Origin of the sequence: Luedemannella helvata, from assembly GCF_039528415.1 — a bacterium.
GTDB classification, from domain to species: domain Bacteria; phylum Actinomycetota; class Actinomycetes; order Mycobacteriales; family Micromonosporaceae; genus Luedemannella; species Luedemannella helvata.
Genome location: NZ_BAAALS010000001.1, coordinates 250,913 through 272,188 on the forward strand (window position 1 = coordinate 250,913; position 21,276 = coordinate 272,188).

The following is a 21,276-nucleotide window of genomic DNA, read 5'->3' on the forward strand; positions in this document are numbered from 1 at the left end:
CGCGGTCGTCAGAACATATCCAGCCCGTTGATGATGTTGATCACGCCAGGCCCTATCACAACAATGAAGAGTGACGGGAACAGACAGAAGATCAGCGGGAACAGGATCTTCACCGGAATCTTCTGCGCGATCTCCTCAGCTCGTTGACGACGGCGCACTCGCATCTCTTTCGCCTGCTCACGCAGCACGGTGGCGATCGGCACGCCTAGCTCGCTCGCCTGAACGACTACAGAGCAGAATGTACGAAGCTCGATCACCCGAGTACGTGGGGCGAGCGCGCGCATGGCTTCGACCCGCGACAGGCCAATCTGCATCTCCTGCAGCGACCGGGCGAATTCGCCCACGAGTGGCCCGCGACCGTACCGCGCAACCTGGGCAAGCGCCGCGTCGAAGCCGAGACCTGCCTCCACGCTAACCGTCAGGATGTCCAATACATCCGGCATTGACTGACGAATGAGTTCCTGCCGGTTATACCCGAGTTGGTAGATGATCAGGTCGGGCACGTAGTAACCCATCACAGCACCGACAAGACCGCCCAGAATCGCCCCGATCGCTCCGTCGATAAAAAGTCCGGCCAGCGCGCCGACCACCCCGAGGGCGAGAAGACCAATACCCTTCAGGCTGAAAATTCGGTCCACCGTCCAGAACGGCGGGTTGCCCGCGTAGTTGAGCCACCGCCGCAGACGGGTCAGCGTGCCGCCTGGGGTGAGCTGCCGACCGATCCGGGTTACGCGGCCCGACATGGGCGCGACCACGCGGCTGCTGAAGCCATCAGCCTCCGGCGCAGCCACCGTGCCCCCAGCGGCATACACCTGGTCGATCGAGTGCAGGCCACGTGAAACGCCTGTGCGACTGCCGCCGGATAGCGCCAATGAGACGACGAGGATCGTCAGGCCGATGAACAGTGCCAAGCCGCCGCCGGCTAACAGAACGTCGCCCATACCCGTCAGACCTCGACCTTCACGACGCGCACGATCCAGAAGATTCCGGCCACGAGCATCGTCGCCCCGACCAGCAACATGACGATGCCCAGTGGGTCTGTGAAAAGAGGTGCCATGTACTCGCGGCGCGTTACGAACATGAATAGACCCAGCACGAGCGGAAGAGCGATGAGCACGTATGCCGAGAGCCGACCTTCTGCCGAGAGACTGCGCACATGCCGGCGCAACCGGCCGCGCTCGCGCATGGTCTCTACGGCTGTCTGCAGCACCTCGGCGAGGTTGCCGCCAACCTCGCGCTGTATGCGGATTGCCATGAGGGCCCAGGTCAAATCGCGGTTACCCGTGCGGCTAGCGACCCGCTCCAGCGCGTCAGCCAGATCACCACCCAGCCGATACTCAGTGAGGGCGCGACCGAACTCCTGCGACAGCGGCTGCGGCGACTCGCGGACCAGTGAGTCGAGCGCCTGCGGCAAGGAGAAGCCCGACCGCAGCGACCCCACCACCAGTTGCAGCCCTTCTGGCAACTGCTCAGCGAATGCGTCCGAACGCCGGCTGATGCGGATCGACTGGTACAGCATCGGGACGAGCAGGCCTAGGACGATGCCGAGCAGCGCACCGACCGCACTAGCGAGAAACACACCGAGCACCGCACCGCCGATAACGCTAAGTCCGCGGACGAGCACCCACTCGTGCGGTCTCAAGCCCATGCCGGCTCGCTCCAGCTTCAGCGCGATGCCTGCCTCGTTGCCACGAACGCGTACCAGCTCCTGCGCGGCCTTGAGGGCCGTCCGGGAGAGCGCGTTGCCCTCTTGGTCCTGGGTCGGTGCCGCAGCGGGAAGCGTGCGGGCCGGGCCGAACTGCGCGATCTGCTTAATGCGCTCGTGGCGCCGGGACCGAGGCCAGATCAGCGCCACCACCAGCAGCGTCAGTGCCGCAAAGACGGTGACGCCAGCGATCAGCGCGGCCCACCGGGGCGGCGCGGGGATCGTGAGCTGCTCAACGACGACTGGAAGGGAGAGGTCCATGGTATTGGGTGTCGATCCTGTCGTCAGGCGGCCGCGCCGCCACCGAAGACCTCCGCCGGCACGGTGACGCCAACCTCGGCCAGCCGCTCCAGGAACTGGGGCCGCAACCCCGTCGGGCGCAGTTGCCCGCGAAAGCGGCCGAACTCATCAGTGCCAGCCCGGAAGTCAAACAGAAAGATGTCCTGGAGGGTCACCACGTCCCCCTCCATGCCAACGACCTCCGTGATGTGGGTAATGCGGCGCGTCCCGTCCTTAAGCCTGGTCTGGTGCACGATGATGTCGACGGCCGCCGAGATCTGTTCCCGGATGGCACGCATCGGCAGGTCCATGCCCGCCATGAGCACCATGGTCTCGATACGGGCGAGCGAGTCGCGTGGCGAGTTGGCGTGCACCGTGGCAAGTGAACCGTCATGACCGGTGTTCATGGCCTGCAGCATGTCCAAGGCGGCGCCGTCCCGGACCTCACCGACGACAATGCGGTCGGGGCGCATTCGCAGGGCGTTGCGCACCAGGTCACGGACCGTCACCTGGCCGCGACCCTCAATGTTGGCCGGGCGCGACTCCAACCGCAGCACATGGTTCTGGCGCAGTTGGAGTTCGGCGGCGTCCTCAATGGTGACAATGCGCTCGTCATCTGGCAGAAACTGCGACATCACGTTCAGCGTCGTGGTCTTGCCTGTGCCCGTACCGCCCGTGATCAGGATGTCGAGACGGCCCCGGACGCATGCCTCAAGCAGGGAGGCCACCTGCGTGGTAAGCGTGCCGAACCCGATCAGATCGTCGATCGTGTACGGGTCAGCGGAGAACTTCCGGATCGTGAGGGCGGCGCCGTCCAGTGCGATCGGCGGCACGACAGCGTTCACGCGACTGCCGTCGGGCAGCCGGGCGTCCACCATCGGACTCGACTCGTCCACACGCCGGCCGACCCGGGCCACGATCTTGTCGATGATGCGCCGCAGATGATCCTCGTCCACAAAAGCAGCGTCAACCGGAACAATGTGCCCGAATCGCTCGACATAGATTTTGTCCGGACCATTGACCATAATTTCCGAGATATCAGGGTCTCGCAGCAGCGGTTCCAGCGGGCCGTGCCCCAGGATCTCGTCACAGATCTCCGACGCGATCCGGCTGCGGTCTGCCGCCGTTAGCGGCGTCTCTTCCCGTGCGAGTACCGCCTGCAGAGTCTCGCGGACCCGGTACTCCAGGACCTCCAGCGAACGCTCGTTATAGAGCTGCGGACCGAGGATTTCCTGCAGCTCCTGATGGACCCGGCGACGGATCTCGGCGAGTGGGCCCGTGGTGCGGGTGCTGCCGCTACGCGGCCGCTCGGCGGCTTCGACCACCACCTTCCGCTGCGCGAGCCGATCAGCGAGACTCATGCCACCTCCTCCGCCGTTTGCTCACCCATGGAATTGGTCATCGACCCCGACCGAGCAGTCCACGCAACCCTCCGGAACGGGTCGGCTCTGCCGGCCCATTGGGGTTGGTCAGGCGGCCGAGGGCGAACTCTCGGATCGATTTGCTCACCGGGTGCTGTGGACTGTCAACCATGATCGGCACACCTCGGTTGATGGAAACCGGCACATCTCGGCTGGACGGGACATGTGCGCTGACGTTCGCCCGGGTGGCCCGCTCGATATCGCTGGCAGATAGTCCCACCTTCGCGTCGGACCGGTTGAGCACGACGAGACGGTTTTCCTTCGGCAGGTCCAGCAGGTCAAACGTGTCCAGGGTGATGCGTAGATTCTTCAGCGCCGGCATATCCGGCGTCGTCAGCAGGACATGCACGTGGGAAGCGTCGAGCGCGGCCAAGACATGGTCAGTGAAGGCAGGTGGCGTGTCGATGACCAGGTAGTCGAACATGCCCCTGAGTAGTCCGATCACCTCGACGACGAGGCCCTGGGTGATTCGTTCCGCCTCAGCGGGGCCAGCAGGAGCTAGAAGCGTGTCCAGGCCGGGGCTGTGCGGGGTGAGCAAAGCACGTAGCGACACCTCTTCAAGCTGGTCACCCAGCGCCACCGCGTCCGCGATGCTGCGCTCCGGCACTAGCTGCAACATGATCGCCACATCACCAAAGGCGAGATCGAGGTCCACGAGGCAGACCCGACGCGCGCCACCGGCGGCCAGAGCAGCCGCGATATTGGTCGCCATGGTGGTTTTCCCGCAGCCGCCCTTTGCCGCGAATACGGTTATGACCTTCGCGTCACGGCCGCCGATGCCCGCTCCACCGATGCGCCGACCGGTGGCGGGTGCCATCTGCCGCGACACTTCCAGGGACCGGGCACATGCTGCGAGCAGCGCGGCCGGGTCGTTGCTCGGCACGACCTCGCGCACACCGGCACGGATGGCCTCGCCGAGCAGACCGACGTCCACCCGGTGGCGAATGAGGACCACGCCCAGGGCCGGTCGGCTAAGCCGGTAGTCGGCGGCGATGGCGAGCGCGTCCCCGAGTTCGACACCCGGCCCGAGGATGACGAGCTGTTCACCCGGGTACTCCGCGAGCAGTCGGGCGAGGTCGGCCGGCGCCACGCCGACGTGGACGTCGTTGCCGAGAAGCAGCGCGAACTGCTGAGCTTCGCGCCTATGCGGCTCGAACAGGATCGTCATATCACTCCCCCACCCCTGCTGAACGCGACCTAGCGGAAGATCGGCGTCGAGCCAGCGCCAGAATCCCGATTGTCTACGCCCGACCCGGCCTTGACGTCCGTTGAGTCGCCGAGCAGACCGAGATAGAGACTACCCACGTTGAGGCCCTGGATCAGCCGCTCGGCCTCCGCCTGATTCACCGCGACTGTCACAAGGAGCGATCCACTGCCGCCGCCCGCGGTCGGGTCGTTCGCATTGCCGCCACCGCCGTTCGGGGTGTACGTGCCCACGGCGAGTACCTCAACCTTAGGGAGCAGAACCCGGGTACGCGTGATCTTGGTCGGGTCCCCATTGGAGTCCACGACCTTGTACGTCAGGAAGATGCTGATCTCCGAGCCTGGCCGGACGTAGCCGGCGACCTGCTCGGGCGCACCGGTCTCCACCGTTACGGCCAGGGATCCGCTGGGCAGCGCAAGCCCGTTCGCGATTTGGCTCTGCGACCCGAAGTTTGCGGCCATCAGGACCTGACCAGCCGCGATATTCGATGTGACGACCAGTTTGTCCTGGTCGACACTGATCTCGCTCAGGGCGTCACTCGGGACCGCGTCCTTCGGCATCTTCTCGAAGCGGACAAGCTTGCGGGACCGGATCGTGGCCCCAGAGGTGCCCGCCGGGATCACCTGGTCAGCGACCGCCACCGTCACCGGGTTCGAAATGCGATCCTGCGCCCGAGTGTCGGCGCTGAACGCGTAGTACAGCACCGCTGCGGTGCCGAAGGCGGCGAGGACGATCGCAACGGCAATCGCGAGGAGACGACGAGTCATGTAAGGGGTCCTGATCTAGGTCGTGACGTGCGGACACTCTAGCCGGTGAGGGTGACGCTGCGGGTTCGTCCGCCGCCGCTGCTACTAGCGATGAAGGCAGTGGTCACCTGCCCGGCAATGCACTGTTCTCCTGGCGAGCACGAATAGGGAGGCGGGTCGGCTTGCCAGGGAAACGGTTCCACCCAGTTGGGCCTTTGTCCGAAGGTTCCCGACCCACCTCGATAGCTGAACACAAAGAACTCGACATAACCGATGACGTGGTACTCGGCACTCGCGCCCGACCCCGTCATCCCGTCATAGACAGGCAAGCGAATGGTGTCGTGGTCGTCCCAGGCCTCGTAGATCACCGAGAGGCACGGCGCCGACCAAGCTGGACCACCCGCGGCGACGCCGCTGACCACTGAGGTCAGGCACTGGCTGTTCGAGGCAAACCACGCGAAGTCCGGCGCTTCGTCCCAACCGGCGGGCGGTCCGTCCTCGCACTCCACCTTGCGGTCGTAATGATCCTCGTGGGTGCTGTCGCGCTCGAACACACCGCTGGTATCGAAGACATCCATCTTCGCAAGCTCCGGCGTCGTGGGTACGCCGCCGTTGGTGGCCCAGCTGTACGCGCATAACGAGATACCGAAGCCAAGAAAGCCTGTGCTGTTCGTACGCCAGCTTGCCCGGGCGCAGGCGCCCACCGAGGCACCATTCGAGCCGATGCTCCTGGAGAACACCGGTGGCAGCACGGTCTGACCACCGCTACGCAGCGTGCCGACATACACCTCGACGTACCACTCCGTCGAGCCCGATGGACGGTCGCCGACACAGCGCGTCAGGTTGTTCGGCGGAGGGTGGCCCGCGCACGACGGCAGTGCGTTACGGCTGTCGCGCCCGCAGACAAACAGCACCTGGGCGTGATCGTCGTCGGCGTTGGCGTTGGCGAACTGCTGCGCCAGCGGCAGCACACCCGGGTCATTCATCGTGTCGCAGGCAGCCCGGCGCCGGGCGCACGCGTTGCCTACCGCGAGCGCTGCCGCGTCCGCACCGCTCTGCAACTGCTGGCGCTCCACGTAGAGTGCGCCCACGTCGACGGCCAGCGCTGCGAACCCGAGTAGCGTTCCGCTGGCAAGCAGGATGGCGACGGTCACGGCCACGGCGCCTCTATCGCGCCGGCCAAGGCGCCGCGATAGCCACCCGATGAGAACAGAGCGCGGCGGGCGAGCCGTCACCGGATGCATGGACTCACCGCTTCGGAGGTCAGCGTTGTTGTGCCACCAGCGCCGATCATCGCGCCGATCGGCGTCGCGAACCTGAATGTGTAGCTCACGGTGACAGATGCGGCTGTGCGTGAGGGGTCGTCGGCGCACGACAGCACGGTCGGGTTGAGGGTGCCGAGCGAGTTGCGCGCCGCGTCCCGGGTCCATTTGACTCCGTTGGCCTGCGTGCTGACCGCTGCGGCCCGCGCACCTTCGCGAGCGGCCTGGGTGAGCGTGATCTTCGCATTGAGCATGCGCCCAAAGTCGATGATCCCAAAGACCAGAATCAGAAGTACAGGCAGGACGAGCGCGAACTCAACCGCAGCGGCCCCCCGGTCACGCCGTCTGTGCACCATCGTCGAACTCACCTCGGAGCGTGTCGCTTAGGGCCGGATCTGCGCCGAACGGTGCCGTCGCCACGTCGCGGCGCGCGGCCACGAGCGACGATCACTATGCCGCCCTCGATCAAGCGGCTGCAATCGCGCACCTGACACCCGATGAGACATCGTGCCATCGGCGCCGCTCGCGCAGCACCGATGGCACGACAGGGAGCGCTACGGGCAGTTGCCGGTAGCGGACGCCACACACTGCTGGACGCTGGTGAACTTGCCCTTCAGTGTGTTACCAAGCAGGTAGACGGCACCCGCGATGACGACCGCGATCAGCGCGACGAGCAGGCCGTACTCGACCGCGGACGCGCCCTTGTCACGGCGCGCGATGGGAGTGCGCAACCTCGCCTGAAGCTTCTTCACAGGACTTCTCCAATGTCGTGCAACCGCCCGAGCGGCGACTCGGACGACCGCGCGTCGCGCGGAACCCGACGACGTTCCCGCATTCGACCCGGGGCCCGCTGTCAGGTACGCGACTAATGGGCCTGGGTCGCTCACCTCGTCTTTAACCACCGATCAGCAGGTTTGACCGGCCATTCGGCTGAGTCGATCGGCGAGCGGAAGCCGGCTCAGCCAACGGCCAGCACCATGACCAGCGCACCGATGAGCATGAATGGGCCATGTGGCAACTCATCCTTGCGGCCGACCCGGCGGGTAGCTAGAAGGACCAGTGACGCCAAACCTCCGATGAGAATTCCAAAAGCCGCGCCGTACACCGCGACGGTCCAGCCTGCCCAACCCAGCGCCGTACCGGTGCTCAGTCCGAGCTTCACGTCGCCCAGCCCCATGCCGGCCGGGGAGATCAGGACGAGGACAAAGTAGAACGCCGCGACCCCGAGCCCGGCCAGGAAGGCTGCGCCCCACCGGCCGGCCTCGCCCCCGACCAGCGCGGCGACGCCGAGCAGCATCAGCAGCCCCAGATAGGTCGGTAGGGTCAGCGGGTCGGGCAGCCGGTGCACCGCTACATCCACGAACGCCATCGTGACGCCGGCGAGCGCCAACCAGCACAGGGCGACCAACGTCCACGGTTCGGTGATCCGCCAGGCGAGCAGTCCACATACGACGGCGGCCACGATCTCCACGACCCATGGCGCCGGCCCGAGCCGGGCAGTACAGCGCGGGCAGCGTCCGGTCGGCGCGAGCGGACCCGCCACGCCCCGCCATCCCGCGCCGGGCAGGGCCTGGCAGCACGCCGGGCACTCCCGTCGCCACGCCGGCGGCCGCGCCGAGACGTCCTCACGTGACCCGTCGCCGTCGTTCGATACGTCGCCGTCCGGGGCGTCCGCGTACGGCACGGAGTACCGGACGATGAGGCCGCGCAACAGCGGCCCGATTACGGCGGCGAGCAGCGCGACGATCGCGATGACGGAAACGGGCACCCGGGCAGCCTACGGGCGGGTACCGGAAATTACTCCCACTCAATCGTGCCCGGCGGCTTGCTCGTCACGTCGAGAACGACGCGGTTGACGCCCGGTACCTCGTTGGTGATGCGGTTGGAGATCTTCGCGATGAGGTCGTGCGGCAGGCGCGACCAGTCGGCCGTCATGGCGTCGTCGCTGGACACGGGCCGCAGCACCACCGGGTGACCGTACGTGCGCCCGTCGCCCTGGACCCCGACCGACCGGACGTCCGCGAGCAGGACGACCGGGAACTGCCACACGTCGCGGTCGAGCCCCGAGGCGGTCAGCTCCTCGCGGGCGATCAGGTCGGCCTGCCGAAGCAGGTCGAGCCGCTCGCGGGTGACCTCGCCGATGATCCGGATGGCCAGGCCGGGGCCGGGGAACGGGTGGCGCCACACGATGGCGTCCGGCAGGCCGAGCTGCGAGCCGACCGCGCGGACCTCGTCCTTGAACAGCGTGCGCAACGGCTCGACCAGCGTGAACGCGAGGTCGTCCGGCAGGCCGCCGACGTTGTGGTGCGACTTGATGTTGGCCGTGCCCGTGCCGCCGCCGGACTCGACCACGTCCGGGTAGAGGGTGCCCTGGACGAGGAACTCGACGTGGCTCTCGGACTCCAACTCCCGCGCGGCCTGCTCGAAGACGCGGATGAACTCCCGACCAATGATCTTGCGCTTGGTCTCCGGATCGGTGACCCCGGCGAGCGCGCCGAGGAACCGGTCGGCCGCGTCGACGACCTTGAGGTTGATGCCGGTCGCCGCGACGTAGTCCTTCTCGACCTGCTCGGCCTCGCCGGCCCGCAGCAGCCCGTGGTCGACGAACACGCAGGTCAGCTGGTCACCCACGGCCTTGTGCACCAGGGCGGCGGCCACCGCCGAGTCGACCCCGCCGGACAGCCCGCAGATCACCCGCGCGCCGCCGACCTTGGTCCGGATCGCCGCGACCTGCTCGTCGATGATGTTGTCGCTGGTCCAGTCGGGCGCGAGCCCGGCGACCTCATACAAAAACCGTTCGAGTACGGCCTGCCCGTGCGGCGTGTGCGCGACCTCGGGGTGGAACTGCACGCCGGCCCGGCGGGTGGCCCGGTCCTCGAACGCCGCGACCGGCGCCCCGGACGTGCTCGCGGTCACGGTGAACCCGGCCGGGGCCGCCGTGACGCTGTCGCCGTGGCTCATCCACACCGGCTGCTCGCCCGGCAGACCGCCGAAGAGGGCGCTCGCCTCAGGCGAGGCGGTCAGCTCGGTGCGCCCGTACTCCCGCAGGCCCGTGTGGCTGACCGTGCCGCCGAGCACCTGGGCCATGGCCTGGAAGCCGTAGCAGATGCCGAACACGGGCACGTCGCTGTCGAACAGGCCGGCGTCGACCTGCGGGGCGCCCGGCTCGTACACGCTCGACGGCCCGCCCGACAAGATCACCGCCGCGGGCTTCTTCGCGAGCATCTCAGCGGCCGGCATCGTGTGCGGCACGATCTCGGAATAGACCTTGGCCTCACGCACCCGCCGCGCGATCAGCTGGGCGTACTGGGCGCCGAAGTCAACAACGAGGACGGGTGCCGGAGTGCTCATGAGTTGAGCCTACCGAGCCAAACCGTCGCGCCCTGCAGTGGCGTGGCATCATGTCAGCCCTTGGCGACCAGGGCGGAGGCGACATGACGGAAAGGAACCGCTGGCTGCTCAGCTGGCTCGCCGTTGCCCCTGCGGCCGCCGCCAGTTCTGCGAAGCTCGTCGACTCGGATCCTTGGTGGCAGATACGCACAGGACAGCTGATCTGGGACACAGGACAGCTACCAGCCACGGATCCGTTCTCCTGGACCATAACGGGCCGCCCTTGGGTACTGAACTCCTGGGGCTTCGACGTGCTGCTGGCCGGCGCGCACCATGTGGCGGGTATGGCGGGTGCCGCGCTGCTCGGCGCCGTGTGGGCCTGGATTGCTCTCGGGGCCATGCTGCTACTCGCCCGATCATGGGGGGCGCCGCCCGCGCCGGCAGTCATCGTGCTGCTTGCCGGAAGCGTCCTCTACACGTCTTGGTTCAGCTCCCGACCGCAGCTGGCTGACTACGCTGCCGTGCCGCTGTTACTCGTGCTGGTCGGGTTAGTCCTGAACAGGACGCGCTCGCTGCGCCAACGCGTCGGTGGGTTGGTCGGCGTGCTAATGCTGCAAGTCGCGTGGGTCAACCTGCACGCGGCGGCAACTTTGGGTATCGCCATCGTCTGCCTGCTCTGTGCAGGCGACGCGGTCCGCGCCTGGCGCGAATCGAGCTCCCCTCCACTGCCCTGGTACGTCGCCGTAACGGTGGTCAGCACCGTTGGTGCGCTGGTCAACCCGTACGGATTCGGTGTACTCACGCAGGCCGCTAAGGTGCGTGAGGCTTCCCTCCTCATTAGGGAATGGTCACCTGCATCGGTCACCCATTGGCAGGATATGACTTTCCTGGCTCTCGCGATACTCGCCATGGTCGTCGCAGTGCGTCGCCGGTGGTGGGGTCCATCCTTTGTTATCGCTGCCCTCGCCATCGCCGGCGTCACGATGATCCGGTTTCTACCTGTTGCTGGCGCCACAGTTCTCCCGATGCTCGCGGCCGCAGTACGACTGCCTGCCGTGGCAGCTATCGCTGAACGCCGTCGCCACTGGGTGACAGCCGTCGCCGTGGTGGCCGTGACATTGACGCTGGCCCCCGCTGCTGTCGGACTATCCCGGCCTGGGCGGTCGCAGTACGGGGCCGACTTGGTCGCCGCGCTGCCGTCCGGCTGCAAGCTGTTCAACTCCTACGTGCTCGGTGGCCCGCTAATCCTCGACCGGCCTGATGTACCCGTGAGCCTTGACTCGCGCAGCGATCTTTACGGCGAGGAGTTCATCACCGAGTTGGGCGCCATGACTGCAGACGACCTGGTCGACCGAGGTGTCACTTGCATCTTGCTCCGAGACACGGACGCGCGCGTGCCCGCATTGCGCACCGACCCGCGCTGGCGGCTAGCCGGCGAGGAAGAGTCATTCGCCCTGTTCCTCCGCACCCCGGCATAACACCGCAGCATCAACAGTGGCGCAGCGCGGCGGGCGCGTGAGCCGGCACGGCGGGCCGCCGGGGCGGGACGGGCACGAGGCGCTCGTACGGCGCGCCGAGCGGGGGCCGGGGGTCCGCCTCGCCCCGGTTGGGCCACAACGACATCGCGCGCTCCGCCAACGCCGTGATGGTCAGCGACGGGTTGACCCCGAGGTTGGCCGGCACCGCCGCCCCGTCGACCACATGCAGCCCTGGGTGGCCGAACACCCGGTGGTACGCGTCGACGACGCCGGAGGCCGGGGACTCGCCGATCGCCGCTCCGCCCAGGATGTGCGCCGTCATCGGCATGGACAGCACCTCGGTGACCGACCCGCCCGGCTGGCCGCCGATCTCCTCGGCCAGCAGTCGGGCGGCCCGGTTGCCGGCGGGAATCCAGCTGGGGTTCGGCGCGCCATGACCGGGCGTGGCCCGCAATGTCCGAAATCCCAGGAGGCCGCGTCGGGGCACCAGCGTCAACGAGTTGTCCAGGGCTTGCATGACCAGCGTTACGACCGTCCGCCGCGACCAGTCGCGCACCGACAGGGTGCGGGCGGTCACGACCGGGTGGCGCAGGAGTGTCCCGAGCCACCGCCGTGCCCGGCGCGGTCCGCCGTCGGTCAGCACCGTCTGCAGCAGGGCCATCGCGTTGGACCCTCGGCCGTACCGCACCGCCTCGATGTGGGTGTCCGCGTCCGGGTGGATGGAGCTGGTGATCGCGACGCCCTCGGTGAAGTCCACCCCCCGTCGGCGGGCCGCTCGGACGGGTACGGACGCGCCGAGGATCGCCTCCGAGTTGGTCCGGGTGAGGGCCCCGACCTGGTCGGACAGGCCGGGTAGCGCGCCGGTCGCCCGCATGCGGTGCAGCAGCCGCTGCGTGCCGAGCGCCCCCGCTGCGAAGATCACCTGCTCGGCCCGCAGCACGCGACGACGCGGCCGCAGGTAGGAACCGGTACGCCGCACGCTCACGGCGTACCCCTGCGAACCCAGCGGGACCACCGCGGTGGCCGAGGTGTCCGCGATGATCTCCACCCCGGCCTGCTCGGCGAGGTACAGATAGTTCTTGACGAGCGTGTTCTTGGCGTTGTGGCGGCAGCCGGTCATGCATTCCCCGCAGTGCCGGCAGCCGGAGCGCGCCGGACCGGCCCCGCCGAAGTACGGGTCGGGCACGCTGCCGCCCGGCCCGTCGCCGAGGTGCACGCCGACGGGCGTCAACGAGAAGGAGGCGCCGACGCCGAGGCGGGTCGCGACGGCCGACAGGGCGCCGTCAGCCGGCGTCATCCTCGGGTAGCGCACGACGCCGAGCATCCGCGACGCCTGGTCGTAGTGCGGGGCCAGTTCGGCGGCCCAGTCGGTGATGCCGGCCCACTGCGGGTCGGCGAAGAACGCGCGCGGCGGCTCGTAGAGGGTGTTGGCGTAGACGAGGCTGCCGCCGCCGACGCCGGCCCCGGACAGGACGAGGATCCCGCCGGCGCCGTCGCGCCCGCGGATGAAGTCCAGCCGCTGGATGCCCCGGCAGCCCAGCGCGGGCGCCCACAGGAACCGGCGCAGCCGCCAGGACGTACGCGGCAGCTCCTGATCGGCGAACCGGCGGCCGGCCTCGACCACCGCGACCCGGTAGCCCTTCTCGGCCAGGCGCAGCGCTGCCACGCTGCCGCCGAACCCCGATCCGATGATCACCACGTCGTACACGGGGGCATTGTGCCTGGTGGCGGGCCTGTTGACTAGGGCTTCGCCGGCCTGGTCCTGCCGTAGAGCCACGCCTGGAACAGGTCATCGAGCTGCCGCCCGGAGACCTGTTCGGCGTGCGCGATGTAGTCCGCCGTGCTGACGTTGCCGTCCTTGTTCTTATCCGCCCATTCCCGGGTGATCCGGTCGAACGTCTCGGCGCCGACCGTCTGCCGCAGGGCGTAGAGCGTCATCGCGCCCCGGTCGTAGACGGAGTCGCTGAACATGTTCTCCCTGCCCGGGTCGGCCGGCGGGGTCGTCCACACCTCCTCGGCCGCCGTCTCGTACGCCGTGGTGAACGACGTGGCCAAGGGCCGCTTGAACTCGTGCTCCACCCACAGCCAACCGGCATAGGTCGCGTAGCTCTCGTTGAGCCAGATGTCGCGCCAGTCACGCACGGACACGCTGTCACCGAACCACTGGTGGGCCAGCTCGTGGGCGACGACCGTCACGGACGGCTTGGGCCCGAGGAAGAACGACGACACATACACCGGGCGGGTCTGCGTCTCCAGCGCGAAGCGCAGGTTCGCGTTGTCGTGCACGATCCCGCCGAGTGCGTCGAACGGGTAGGGCCCGAAGCGCTCCTCAAGAAAATCAAGAACCTCAGGGGTACGCGCCATCGCGTCGTCCATGGTGGTGGGCAGGCCGTCGGCCACGGCGGTGATGACCGGCAGCCCGTCGTGCGTGCCCGTGCGCACCCGGTAGTCCCCGATCACGGCAGTGGCCAGGTAGGTCGCCATGGGCGAGGTCGTCGCCCACTCCCACGTGGTGCGGCCGCCCTTCGCGGTCCTGCTGCGCAGCACCCCGTTGCTGAGGGCCGCGAGATCGCCGGGCACGGTCAGCTTGATGTCGTAGGTGGCCTTGTCGGCGGGGTGGTCGTTGCACGGGAACCAGGCGGCGGCGCTCTCCGGCTGGCCGAGGGCGATGGCGCCCCCGTCGTGCTGGACGAAGCCCTCGCCGCCGGCCTGCCCGGGCCCGCCGTACGTGCTGGGCTTCCCGCCGTACTCGATGATCGTCTCGAACACGGTGCCGGCGGGGAGCGGCTCGGCCGGCGTGAGGGTCAGCTCGTCGCCGGCCCGGCTCGTGGCCGCCGGCTTGCCGGCGACCGTCGCCGACCGCACGGTGAGCCCGCGCAGGTCCAGGTTGAAGCGCGACAGCGGGGTCAGGGCCGTGGCCCGGATGGCGGCCCGGGCGGTGATCCGGTGGCTGTCCGGGTCGTAGCTGACCGCGATGTCGTAATGCGCGACGTCGTAGCCGCCGTTGCCGGCGTTCGGGTAGTACGGGTCACCGAGGCCGGGCGCACCGACCCCGGGCGCGGTCGTCATCGTGGCGCCGGCGACCGCCGGGGTGTGCCAGACCGGACGTGGGTCGCCCGCGCCGCAGCCGGCGAGGGCGACCAGCGCGGCCGCGACGAGGGCCAGACCTGCTCGGGGCTTGCTCACCGGTCGAGGACCAGGCCGACCTTCTGGAACTCCTTGAGGTCGCGGTACCCGCACTTGGCCATCGCCCGGCGCAGGCCGCCGAAGAGGTTCAGCGAGCCGTCCGGGTCGTCGGACGGGCCGAAGAGCAGCCGCTCCAGCGAGCCGAGCGGTTCGTCCGCCACGCCGTAGAAGCCGCGCGGCAGGTCCGGGTGGCTGGCGGCCGAATGCCACCAGGCGCCGCCGGCCGGGGCGCCCTCCGCGCGGGTCAGCGCGTCGCCCAGCATGACCGCGTCCGCGCCGCAGCCCAGCGCCTTGGCGATGTCGCCGGAGGTGTCGATGCCGCCGTCGGCGATCAGGTGCACGTACCGGCCGCCGGTCTCGTCGAGGTAGTCGCGGCGGGCCGCGGCCGCGTCGGCGATCGCGGTGGCCATCGGCACCCGGATGCCGAGCACCCGGTCGGTGGTGGCCAGCTCGTCGGCGCCCATGCCCACGATGACCCCGGCCGCGCCGGTGCGCATCAGGTGCAGCGCCGTCTTGTAGTCCGTGCAGCCGCCCGCGATGACCGGCAGGTCCAGGTCGGCGATGAACTCCTTGAGGTTGAGCGGCTCGTCCGTGGTCGACACGTGCTCGGCCGAGACGATCGTCCCCTGGATGACCAGGATGTCCACGCCCGCGTCGAGGATCACGGGGGCCAGCGCGAGGGTGTGCTGGGGCGAGACCCGCACGGCGACGGTCACGCCGCCCTCCCGCATGACCCGCACCCGCTCGGCGATCAGCTCGGGCTTGATCGGTTCCGCGTACGCCTCCTGGAGGCGGCGGGTCGCGGCCACCCCGTCGTCGTCGAGCCCGGCCAGCTCCTCCAGGATCTTCGACGGGTCCTCGTACCGGCACCACAGGCCCTCGACGTTGAGCACGCCGAGCCCGCCGAGGCGGCCGAGCGCGACCGCCGTCTCGGGGCTCATGGTGGCGTCGCTCGGGTGCGCGACGCACGGGATGCCGAACCGGTACGCGTCCAGCTGCCAGGCCGTGGAGACGTCGTCGACGTCGCGCGTACGGCGGCTCGGCACGATCGCAACGTCGTCCAGGTGGTATCCCCGCTGCGCGGTCTTGCCCAGGCCGATCTCGACGACATCTCGCACGGCGGCTGCTCCTTAACGGGTGTGGTAGTTCGGGGCTTCGACGGTCATCTGGATGTCGTGCGGGTGGCTCTCCTTCAGGCCCGCCGCGGTGATGCGTACCAGCTGGCCCCGGCTGTGCATGTCGGCGATGGACTCGGCGCCCACGTACCCCATGGCCAGGCGCAGACCGCCGATGAGCTGGTGGGCGACCTGGGACAGCGGGCCCCGGTACGGCACCTGGCCCTCGATGCCCTCGGGGACGAGCTTCTCCTCGGCCACGTCGTCCTGGAAGTAGCGGTCCTTCGAGTAGGACCGGCCCTGCCCGCGCGACTGCATGGCGCCCAGCGAGCCCATGCCCCGGTAGGACTTGAACTGCTTGCCGTTCATAAAGATGATCTCACCGGGGCTCTCCTCGGAGCCCGCCAGCAGGCCGCCCAGCATGACCGTGTGCGCGCCGGCCACGATCGCCTTGGCGATGTCGCCGGAGTACTGGATGCCGCCGTCGGCGATGACCGGCACCCCGGCCGGCCGGCAGGCCCGCGCGGCCTCCATGATCGCGGTGATCTGGGGGACGCCGACGCCGGCCACGATGCGGGTCGTGCAGATGGCGCCCGGCCCCACGCCGACCTTGACCGCGTCGGCGCCGGCCTCGACGAGCGCGGCGGCGCCGGCGAACGTGGCCACGTTGCCGCCGATCACGTCGACCCCGGTGTCCTTCTTGAGCCGGGAGACCATCTCGAGCACGGCCCGCTGGTGGCCGTGCGCCGTGTCGACGATGACGACATCCACGGCGGCGTCGACCAGTGCGCGGGCCCGCTTGTACGAGTCCTCGCCCACGCCGACGGCCGCGGCGACCCGCAGGCGACCCTGCTCGTCCTTGCTGGCGTTGGGGAACTGCTCGCTCTTGGTGAAGTCCTTGACGGTGATCAGCCCGCGCAGCCGGCCGGCGTCGTCGACCAGCGGCAGCTTCTCGACCTTGTGCTTGCGCAGCAGGCTCAGCGCCTCGTCCTTGCTCACCCCGACCCGGGCGGTGATCAGCGGCATCCGGGTCATGATCTCGTGGACCGGGCGGCTGTTGTCGGTCTCGAACCGCATGTCGCGGTTGGTCACGATGCCCACGAGGACGCCGTTGGCGTCCGTCACCGGTACGCCCGAGATCCGGTACCGCGCGCAGAGGGCGTCGACGTCGCGCAGCGTGTCCTCCGGGCCACAGGTGACCGGGTTGGTGACCATGCCGGCCTCGGAACGCTTCACCTGGTCGACCTGCAGCGCCTGATCCTCGATCGAGAGGTTGCGGTGCAGGACACCGATGCCGCCCTGGCGGGCCATGGCGATCGCCATCCGCGCCTCGGTGACGGTGTCCATCGGGCTCGACACGATGGGCATGGCGATGCCGACATTGCGGGTGAGCTTGGTCGCCGTGTTGACCCGGCTGGGCACGATGTCGGACTCGGCGGGCTGGAGGAGGACATCGTCGTAGGTGAGGCCGAGCGGCAGCGGCTGGGACAGATCCATGGCGTGAGACCCCGATCGATTGGCCCGGCACCGCCCGCACCGGTCGCCCGGGGCTCGCGATATCCGGATTCGTCAGCACGGCTTTGCGGGAAGCGCCCCCCGCACGTTGCCGATTCATCCTAGCCCGTCACGCGATCTAGCCGGCCGCCGCACGGTGGGTGCGTGGCGCAGATCGCCCGCAGGGGTCACCCGACCTGGTCGCGGGCCGGTCGGCGGTGCCCGTGGGACGCACGGCGCCCGCCCGGCGGGGCGGCGGCGCGGGCGATACCGTGGAGGCGTGCATGACGAGCCACTCGATCCGTTCCGCGACGACCCCGAGGACCCGTCGGCGGATCTTGAGGAGGGTGACGACGCTCTCGACCCGTTGACGGACGAGGAACGCCGCGACGTCCAGGAGGACCTCTCCGACCTGAAGATCTACGAGGCGCTGCTGCTGCCGGCCGGCGTCCGTGGACTCGTCATCGACTGCGAGGACTGCCGCGAGCCGCACTACTTCGACTGGGCGCTGCTGCGGGCCAACCTGCGCCACCTGCTGGAATCCGGCCGGCCCCGGGTGCACGAGCCGGCCTTCGACCCCGACCCCGATCACTATGTGACCTGGGACTATGCCCGCGGCTACGCCGACGGGGTGCACGACTCCATGCTCACGGACGACGACCTCGACGACGAGGACGAGGACGAAACCCCGCCGCCGCCCGCCCCGTGAGACACGCCCGGCGGGTCAGGTGACCATGCCGGCGCGGAACGCCGCCGCCACCGCGTGCGCACGGTCGCGGGCGCCGAGCTTGCGGAACAGGCGCCGGGCGTGGGTCTTGACCGTGTCCTCCGACACGTAGAGTTCCCGGCCGATCTCCGCGTTGCTCTTGCCGTCCGCCATCCGGCGCAGGACCTGCAGCTCACGCTCCGTGAGGGCCAGCCGCCGCTGCGGGCCGGCGTTGCCCGTACCGGCCGCCCCGCCGGCCGCGCCGGGCCCGAACGCGGGGCCCTGGTTCGGGGCGCCCGGCCCGCCGGCCTGGTAACCCGGCCCCACCGCGTTGCCCGCGCCCGCCGCGGGCGGCACGCCCGGAATGGTGCCGCCGCCCGGGCGGTTGCCGCCGCCCGGAATGGTGCCGCCGCCTGGACCGGCCCCGGCGCCGCCCGGCCCGACGTTGCCGGCGCGCCCCGGCTGTCCGGCTCCGGCCGGCGCCGGACCACCGGCCGCCGGCGCGGCACCCGGGCCGTCGAACCGCTGCTGCGGGACGTTTGCCCTGCTCGGCTGCACGAGCAGCATGAAGCCCTTGGTCACGGACGTGATCAGATCGTCGCGCTCGCCGCGGACGAACCCGCGCGCCCCGGCCGCCACGGCCGCCTGCGCCACGGCCGGCTCCTCCGGTCCGATGAGCACCACGATCGCGCCCGGAGATCGTTCCCGCACCAGGCGGGTGAACCCGACCGTGTCCGGCCTGGTCAGCGCGGTATCGGCGAAGACTATGTCGGCCGGCTGTTCGGCCAGCCGGGCCAAGGCCTCCGGGCCGCTGAGTGCGGTGCGGATAGCGGCACCGAGCCCGAGTCGGGTGGCGCAGTTGGCAATGGTCTGCGCGGCCACCGTCGTGCGGACGCAAACGAGGACTGATCGCACGTGGACTCCTTATCTCTCCCCGGGAGGAAGGAGAACATGAGAAACACAGATCATTCTCCGATTTGCGGTAGATGCCTGTCCGTAGTCGCGCGATAACGCACAACCAGTCCGGTTTCATCTTCACCCGTATCGGGGTACGGTCCACTGTGTTGTGCGCCCGGCGGTCCGCGCGGGAGGCGAACCGAATGTCGAATGTGACCAGATTGCCCGGCCCTATCGCTGAGGTGTGGGACTGGCAGCGCAACGGCGCGTGCCGTGGACGCGACAGCGCTCAGTTCTTTCACCCGGACGGTGAACGCGGCGCGTCGCGTGCCAGGCGGGAGAGCGCGGCGAAAGCCGTGTGCATCACCTGCCCCGTGCGCGCCGAATGCGCGGCACACGCGTTGGCCGCCAAAGAACCGTACGGCGTGTGGGGCGGCTTTACCGAGACCGAGCGGATCCGTCTGCTCGCGGCAGGCTGGGAGGACGCCGCCGAACGCGGTCGCTACCGCGTCGACGTGCGCCGCCTCGAAGCCCGCCTCGGGCTGCCCGCCCGCCTCATGTCCGGCGCACCATCCGCAGGCCTGGCCGCGCAACACCGCCGGTCCACGCGCCGGCCCATGACCCGCGTTCCGGTGACGATGCGCTGATCAGGCGACCGTCACCCGGACGGTGTGATAGCCGGTCGCCCCGTCGGGAACCTGCGGCGTGCGCGTCTCCACCTGCGGCGTACCGCCGTTGTCGGTGGCGCGCACCTGCAACTCGTACCTGCCCGGGGTCGCCTGCCACTCCCAGCGCCACTGCCGCCACGTGTCAATGGAGACCGTGGCGGCCAGGGTCGCCTTCTGCCAGGCGCCGCCGTTCACGCGTACCTCCACTGTGGAGATGCCGCGGCGCTGCGCCCACGCGACTCCAGCGACCACGACCGTGCCGGCCGCGACCTCGCGGCCGGCGCTCGGCGTGTCGATCCGTGACTGCGTCTTGATCGGCGCCTCGCGCGCCCAGCCCCGCGGGATCCAGTACGCGTCAAAGTCGGCGAAGCTCGTCAGCTCCAGCTCGGCCAGCCACTTCGTGGCCGACACGTAGCCGTACAGGCCCGGCACGACCAGCCGGGCGGGAAAGCCGTGCTCGATCGGCAGCGGCACGCCGTTCATGCCGACCGCGATCATCGCGTCCCGGCCGTCGAGCAACGCCGCGGTCGGGGAGCCGGCGGTGAACCCGTCGACGGAACGGCTGACCACCTGATCAGCTCCCGCCTGCGGCGCCGCCTCCAGCAACAGCTCTTTCAGCGGTACGCCCAACCAGCGCGCGTTTCCGATGAGGTCGCCACCGACGGGGTTGGACACGCAGGCCAGCGTCACATAACGCTCGATCATCGGGCGGGCGAGCAACTGCTCCCACGTGAGGGTCATCGGATTGTCGACCCGGCCGTGGATGCGCAGCTTCCAGGTGGCCGGGTCCACCTGCGGCACCGTGATCGCGGTGTCGATGCGGTAGAACGACCGGTTGCCCGTCACATACGGGGTGAGGTGCGCAACGCCGAGGTCCGCCTGCGGCGGCGCCACCGCGCCCGTGTCCCCGGCGGTCGGCAGCACGACGGCGTCCCGGGCGGCCGTGACGCTGCGCCGCACACTGAGCATCCGCCCGCCGACGCCCGCGACCAGCGCGCCGACCGCCGCGAAGCCCACGCCGCGCAGGAACCGCCGGCGCCCGACGGCCTCCTCCTCGGCCGCGCCGCTGTCCACGGACACCCGACCGCGCTCGCCCAACACCCACCCGAGCGTCGCCGCGCCCGCGAGCGCCCCGACCAGCGACGGCAGCGCCGCGAGCAGCCCGACGTCGTGCCTGGTCAGCGCCGCGCCCACACCGATCGCCCCGAACAGCGCGATGCCGGCGTACCCGAGATAGCGGCGCCGGACGGCAAGCACGCCGATTCCGGCCGCGAACGCCGCCAGCAGCACGGACGTGCCGATCAGCAGGGCGACCTTGTCGTACGTGCCGAACAGGTCGATGGCCAGTTCCTTGCCGGCCTCCGGTACGTGGTCGACGACCCACCCGCCGACCGCGACCAGCGGCGCGGTCCGCGGCCCGGTAAGCACCGCCACCAGTTCAGCGACACCGATCGCGACCCCGGCGGCGACCACGCCCGCCACCGCACCGTCCCGCTTCGTCCGCCCCACGTTCACCAGTCTTGCCGCCTCCCCCGCCGACCGCCATGCCCACACGACGCGAACCGCCTGTCACGGAGTCCCACGCCACCCTCGCCCAGACGGTTCAACCCCCTCATCCACCGCGATCCGCCCCGCCCCCACCCACCCAGACTCCGCGGAACCACGTCCCCGCGCCGACCCCCGCCCCGCCCAAGCCGCCCCGCCCCGCCCCGCCCGCCCCGCCCCGCCCGACGTTTGGACGATTCCGCGTGGAATAACCACGCGGGATAAGGCGCGGAACCACCC

The 21,276-nt window shown here is 69.6% G+C and carries 19 protein-coding genes; 3 read left to right on the forward strand and 16 right to left on the reverse strand.

Annotated elements, in window-relative coordinates:
* Positions 1–8: 8 nt before the first annotated feature.
* The 10 genes from ABD191_RS01150 to guaA form a co-directional block, all read right to left on the reverse strand.
* The gene (locus tag ABD191_RS01150) at positions 9–941 is read right to left on the reverse strand and encodes a type II secretion system F family protein (protein ID WP_344075726.1); all 933 of its coding nucleotides are present in this window, start codon (positions 939–941) and stop codon (positions 9–11) included.
* 5 nt (positions 942–946) lie between these two features.
* Entirely contained in the window at positions 947–1,966 is a 1,020-nt protein-coding gene (locus ABD191_RS01155) for a type II secretion system F family protein (protein ID WP_344075728.1), read from the reverse strand.
* Between the two features lie 23 nt (positions 1,967–1,989).
* Positions 1,990–3,345, reverse strand: a complete 1,356-nt coding sequence (locus ABD191_RS01160; RefSeq protein ID WP_344075730.1) for a TadA family conjugal transfer-associated ATPase — start codon at positions 3,343–3,345, stop codon at positions 1,990–1,992.
* 37 nt (positions 3,346–3,382) lie between these two features.
* A complete protein-coding gene (locus ABD191_RS01165; RefSeq protein WP_344075732.1) occupies positions 3,383–4,573 on the reverse strand; it encodes a CpaE/TadZ family protein in 1,191 nt (396 codons plus the stop codon).
* Between the two features lie 29 nt (positions 4,574–4,602).
* Complete coding sequence (gene cpaB, locus ABD191_RS01170) at positions 4,603–5,376, reverse strand: Flp pilus assembly protein CpaB (protein ID WP_344075734.1); 774 nt, start codon at positions 5,374–5,376, stop codon at positions 4,603–4,605.
* A gap of 38 nt (positions 5,377–5,414) precedes the next feature.
* Positions 5,415–6,509: a pilus assembly protein TadG-related protein gene (locus tag ABD191_RS01175; RefSeq protein ID WP_344075736.1), complete on the reverse strand. Its 1,095-nt coding sequence runs from the start codon at positions 6,507–6,509 to the stop codon at positions 5,415–5,417.
* A 77-nt stretch (positions 6,510–6,586) separates the two neighbouring features.
* Positions 6,587–6,985: a TadE family protein gene (locus ABD191_RS01180; protein WP_344075739.1), complete on the reverse strand. Its 399-nt coding sequence runs from the start codon at positions 6,983–6,985 to the stop codon at positions 6,587–6,589.
* A 186-nt stretch (positions 6,986–7,171) separates the two neighbouring features.
* Positions 7,172–7,369 (reverse strand): Flp family type IVb pilin, encoded by a 198-nt coding sequence (locus ABD191_RS01185; RefSeq protein WP_344075741.1) that lies wholly within the window; start codon positions 7,367–7,369, stop codon positions 7,172–7,174.
* A 206-nt stretch (positions 7,370–7,575) separates the two neighbouring features.
* Positions 7,576–8,385, reverse strand: a complete 810-nt coding sequence (locus tag ABD191_RS01190) for a prepilin peptidase (protein WP_344075743.1) — start codon at positions 8,383–8,385, stop codon at positions 7,576–7,578.
* Positions 8,386–8,414: 29 nt separating this feature from the next.
* The gene (guaA, locus tag ABD191_RS01195) at positions 8,415–9,968 is read right to left on the reverse strand and encodes a glutamine-hydrolyzing GMP synthase (protein ID WP_344075745.1); all 1,554 of its coding nucleotides are present in this window, start codon (positions 9,966–9,968) and stop codon (positions 8,415–8,417) included.
* Positions 9,969–10,051: 83 nt separating this feature from the next.
* Here guaA and ABD191_RS01200 point away from each other — a divergent pair, with 83 nt between their 5' ends.
* Complete coding sequence (locus ABD191_RS01200) at positions 10,052–11,425, forward strand: hypothetical protein (protein ID WP_344075747.1); 1,374 nt, start codon at positions 10,052–10,054, stop codon at positions 11,423–11,425.
* Between the two features lie 10 nt (positions 11,426–11,435).
* Here ABD191_RS01200 and ABD191_RS01205 read toward each other — a convergent pair whose 3' ends face one another.
* Genes ABD191_RS01205 through guaB form a run of 4 tightly spaced genes read right to left on the reverse strand, consistent with a single transcriptional unit; the run spans position 11,436 to position 17,223 of the window.
* Entirely contained in the window at positions 11,436–13,133 is a 1,698-nt protein-coding gene (locus ABD191_RS01205) for an FAD-dependent oxidoreductase (protein WP_344075749.1), read from the reverse strand.
* Between the two features lie 32 nt (positions 13,134–13,165).
* Complete coding sequence (locus ABD191_RS01210; protein ID WP_344075751.1) at positions 13,166–14,611, reverse strand: M1 family metallopeptidase; 1,446 nt, start codon at positions 14,609–14,611, stop codon at positions 13,166–13,168.
* The gene (locus ABD191_RS01215) at positions 14,608–15,729 is read right to left on the reverse strand and encodes a GuaB3 family IMP dehydrogenase-related protein (protein WP_344075753.1); all 1,122 of its coding nucleotides are present in this window, start codon (positions 15,727–15,729) and stop codon (positions 14,608–14,610) included. Before ABD191_RS01215 ends, ABD191_RS01210 begins: the two co-directional genes overlap by 4 nt.
* A 12-nt stretch (positions 15,730–15,741) precedes the next feature.
* Positions 15,742–17,223 carry an IMP dehydrogenase gene (gene guaB, locus ABD191_RS01220; RefSeq protein ID WP_344075755.1) on the reverse strand — a complete coding sequence of 494 codons (1,482 nt, stop codon included), beginning with the start codon at positions 17,221–17,223 and terminating at the stop codon, positions 15,742–15,744.
* Positions 17,224–17,500: 277 nt separating this feature from the next.
* Between guaB and ABD191_RS01225 the strand changes: the two genes are divergently transcribed.
* Entirely contained in the window at positions 17,501–17,929 is a 429-nt protein-coding gene (locus ABD191_RS01225; RefSeq protein ID WP_344075757.1) for a DUF5319 domain-containing protein, read from the forward strand.
* A 15-nt stretch (positions 17,930–17,944) separates the two neighbouring features.
* Here ABD191_RS01225 and ABD191_RS01230 read toward each other — a convergent pair whose 3' ends face one another.
* Entirely contained in the window at positions 17,945–18,841 is an 897-nt protein-coding gene (locus ABD191_RS01230) for a LuxR C-terminal-related transcriptional regulator (protein ID WP_344075759.1), read from the reverse strand.
* 185 nt (positions 18,842–19,026) lie between these two features.
* Between ABD191_RS01230 and ABD191_RS01235 the strand changes: the two genes are divergently transcribed.
* A complete protein-coding gene (locus ABD191_RS01235) occupies positions 19,027–19,470 on the forward strand; it encodes a WhiB family transcriptional regulator (RefSeq protein ID WP_344075761.1) in 444 nt (147 codons plus the stop codon).
* Here ABD191_RS01235 and ABD191_RS01240 read toward each other — a convergent pair whose 3' ends face one another.
* On the reverse strand, positions 19,471–21,000 hold the full coding sequence (locus ABD191_RS01240; RefSeq protein WP_344075763.1) for a molybdopterin-dependent oxidoreductase: 1,530 nt from the start codon (positions 20,998–21,000) through the stop codon (positions 19,471–19,473). It abuts the gene before it with no gap.
* Positions 21,001–21,276: the final 276 nt, after the last annotated feature.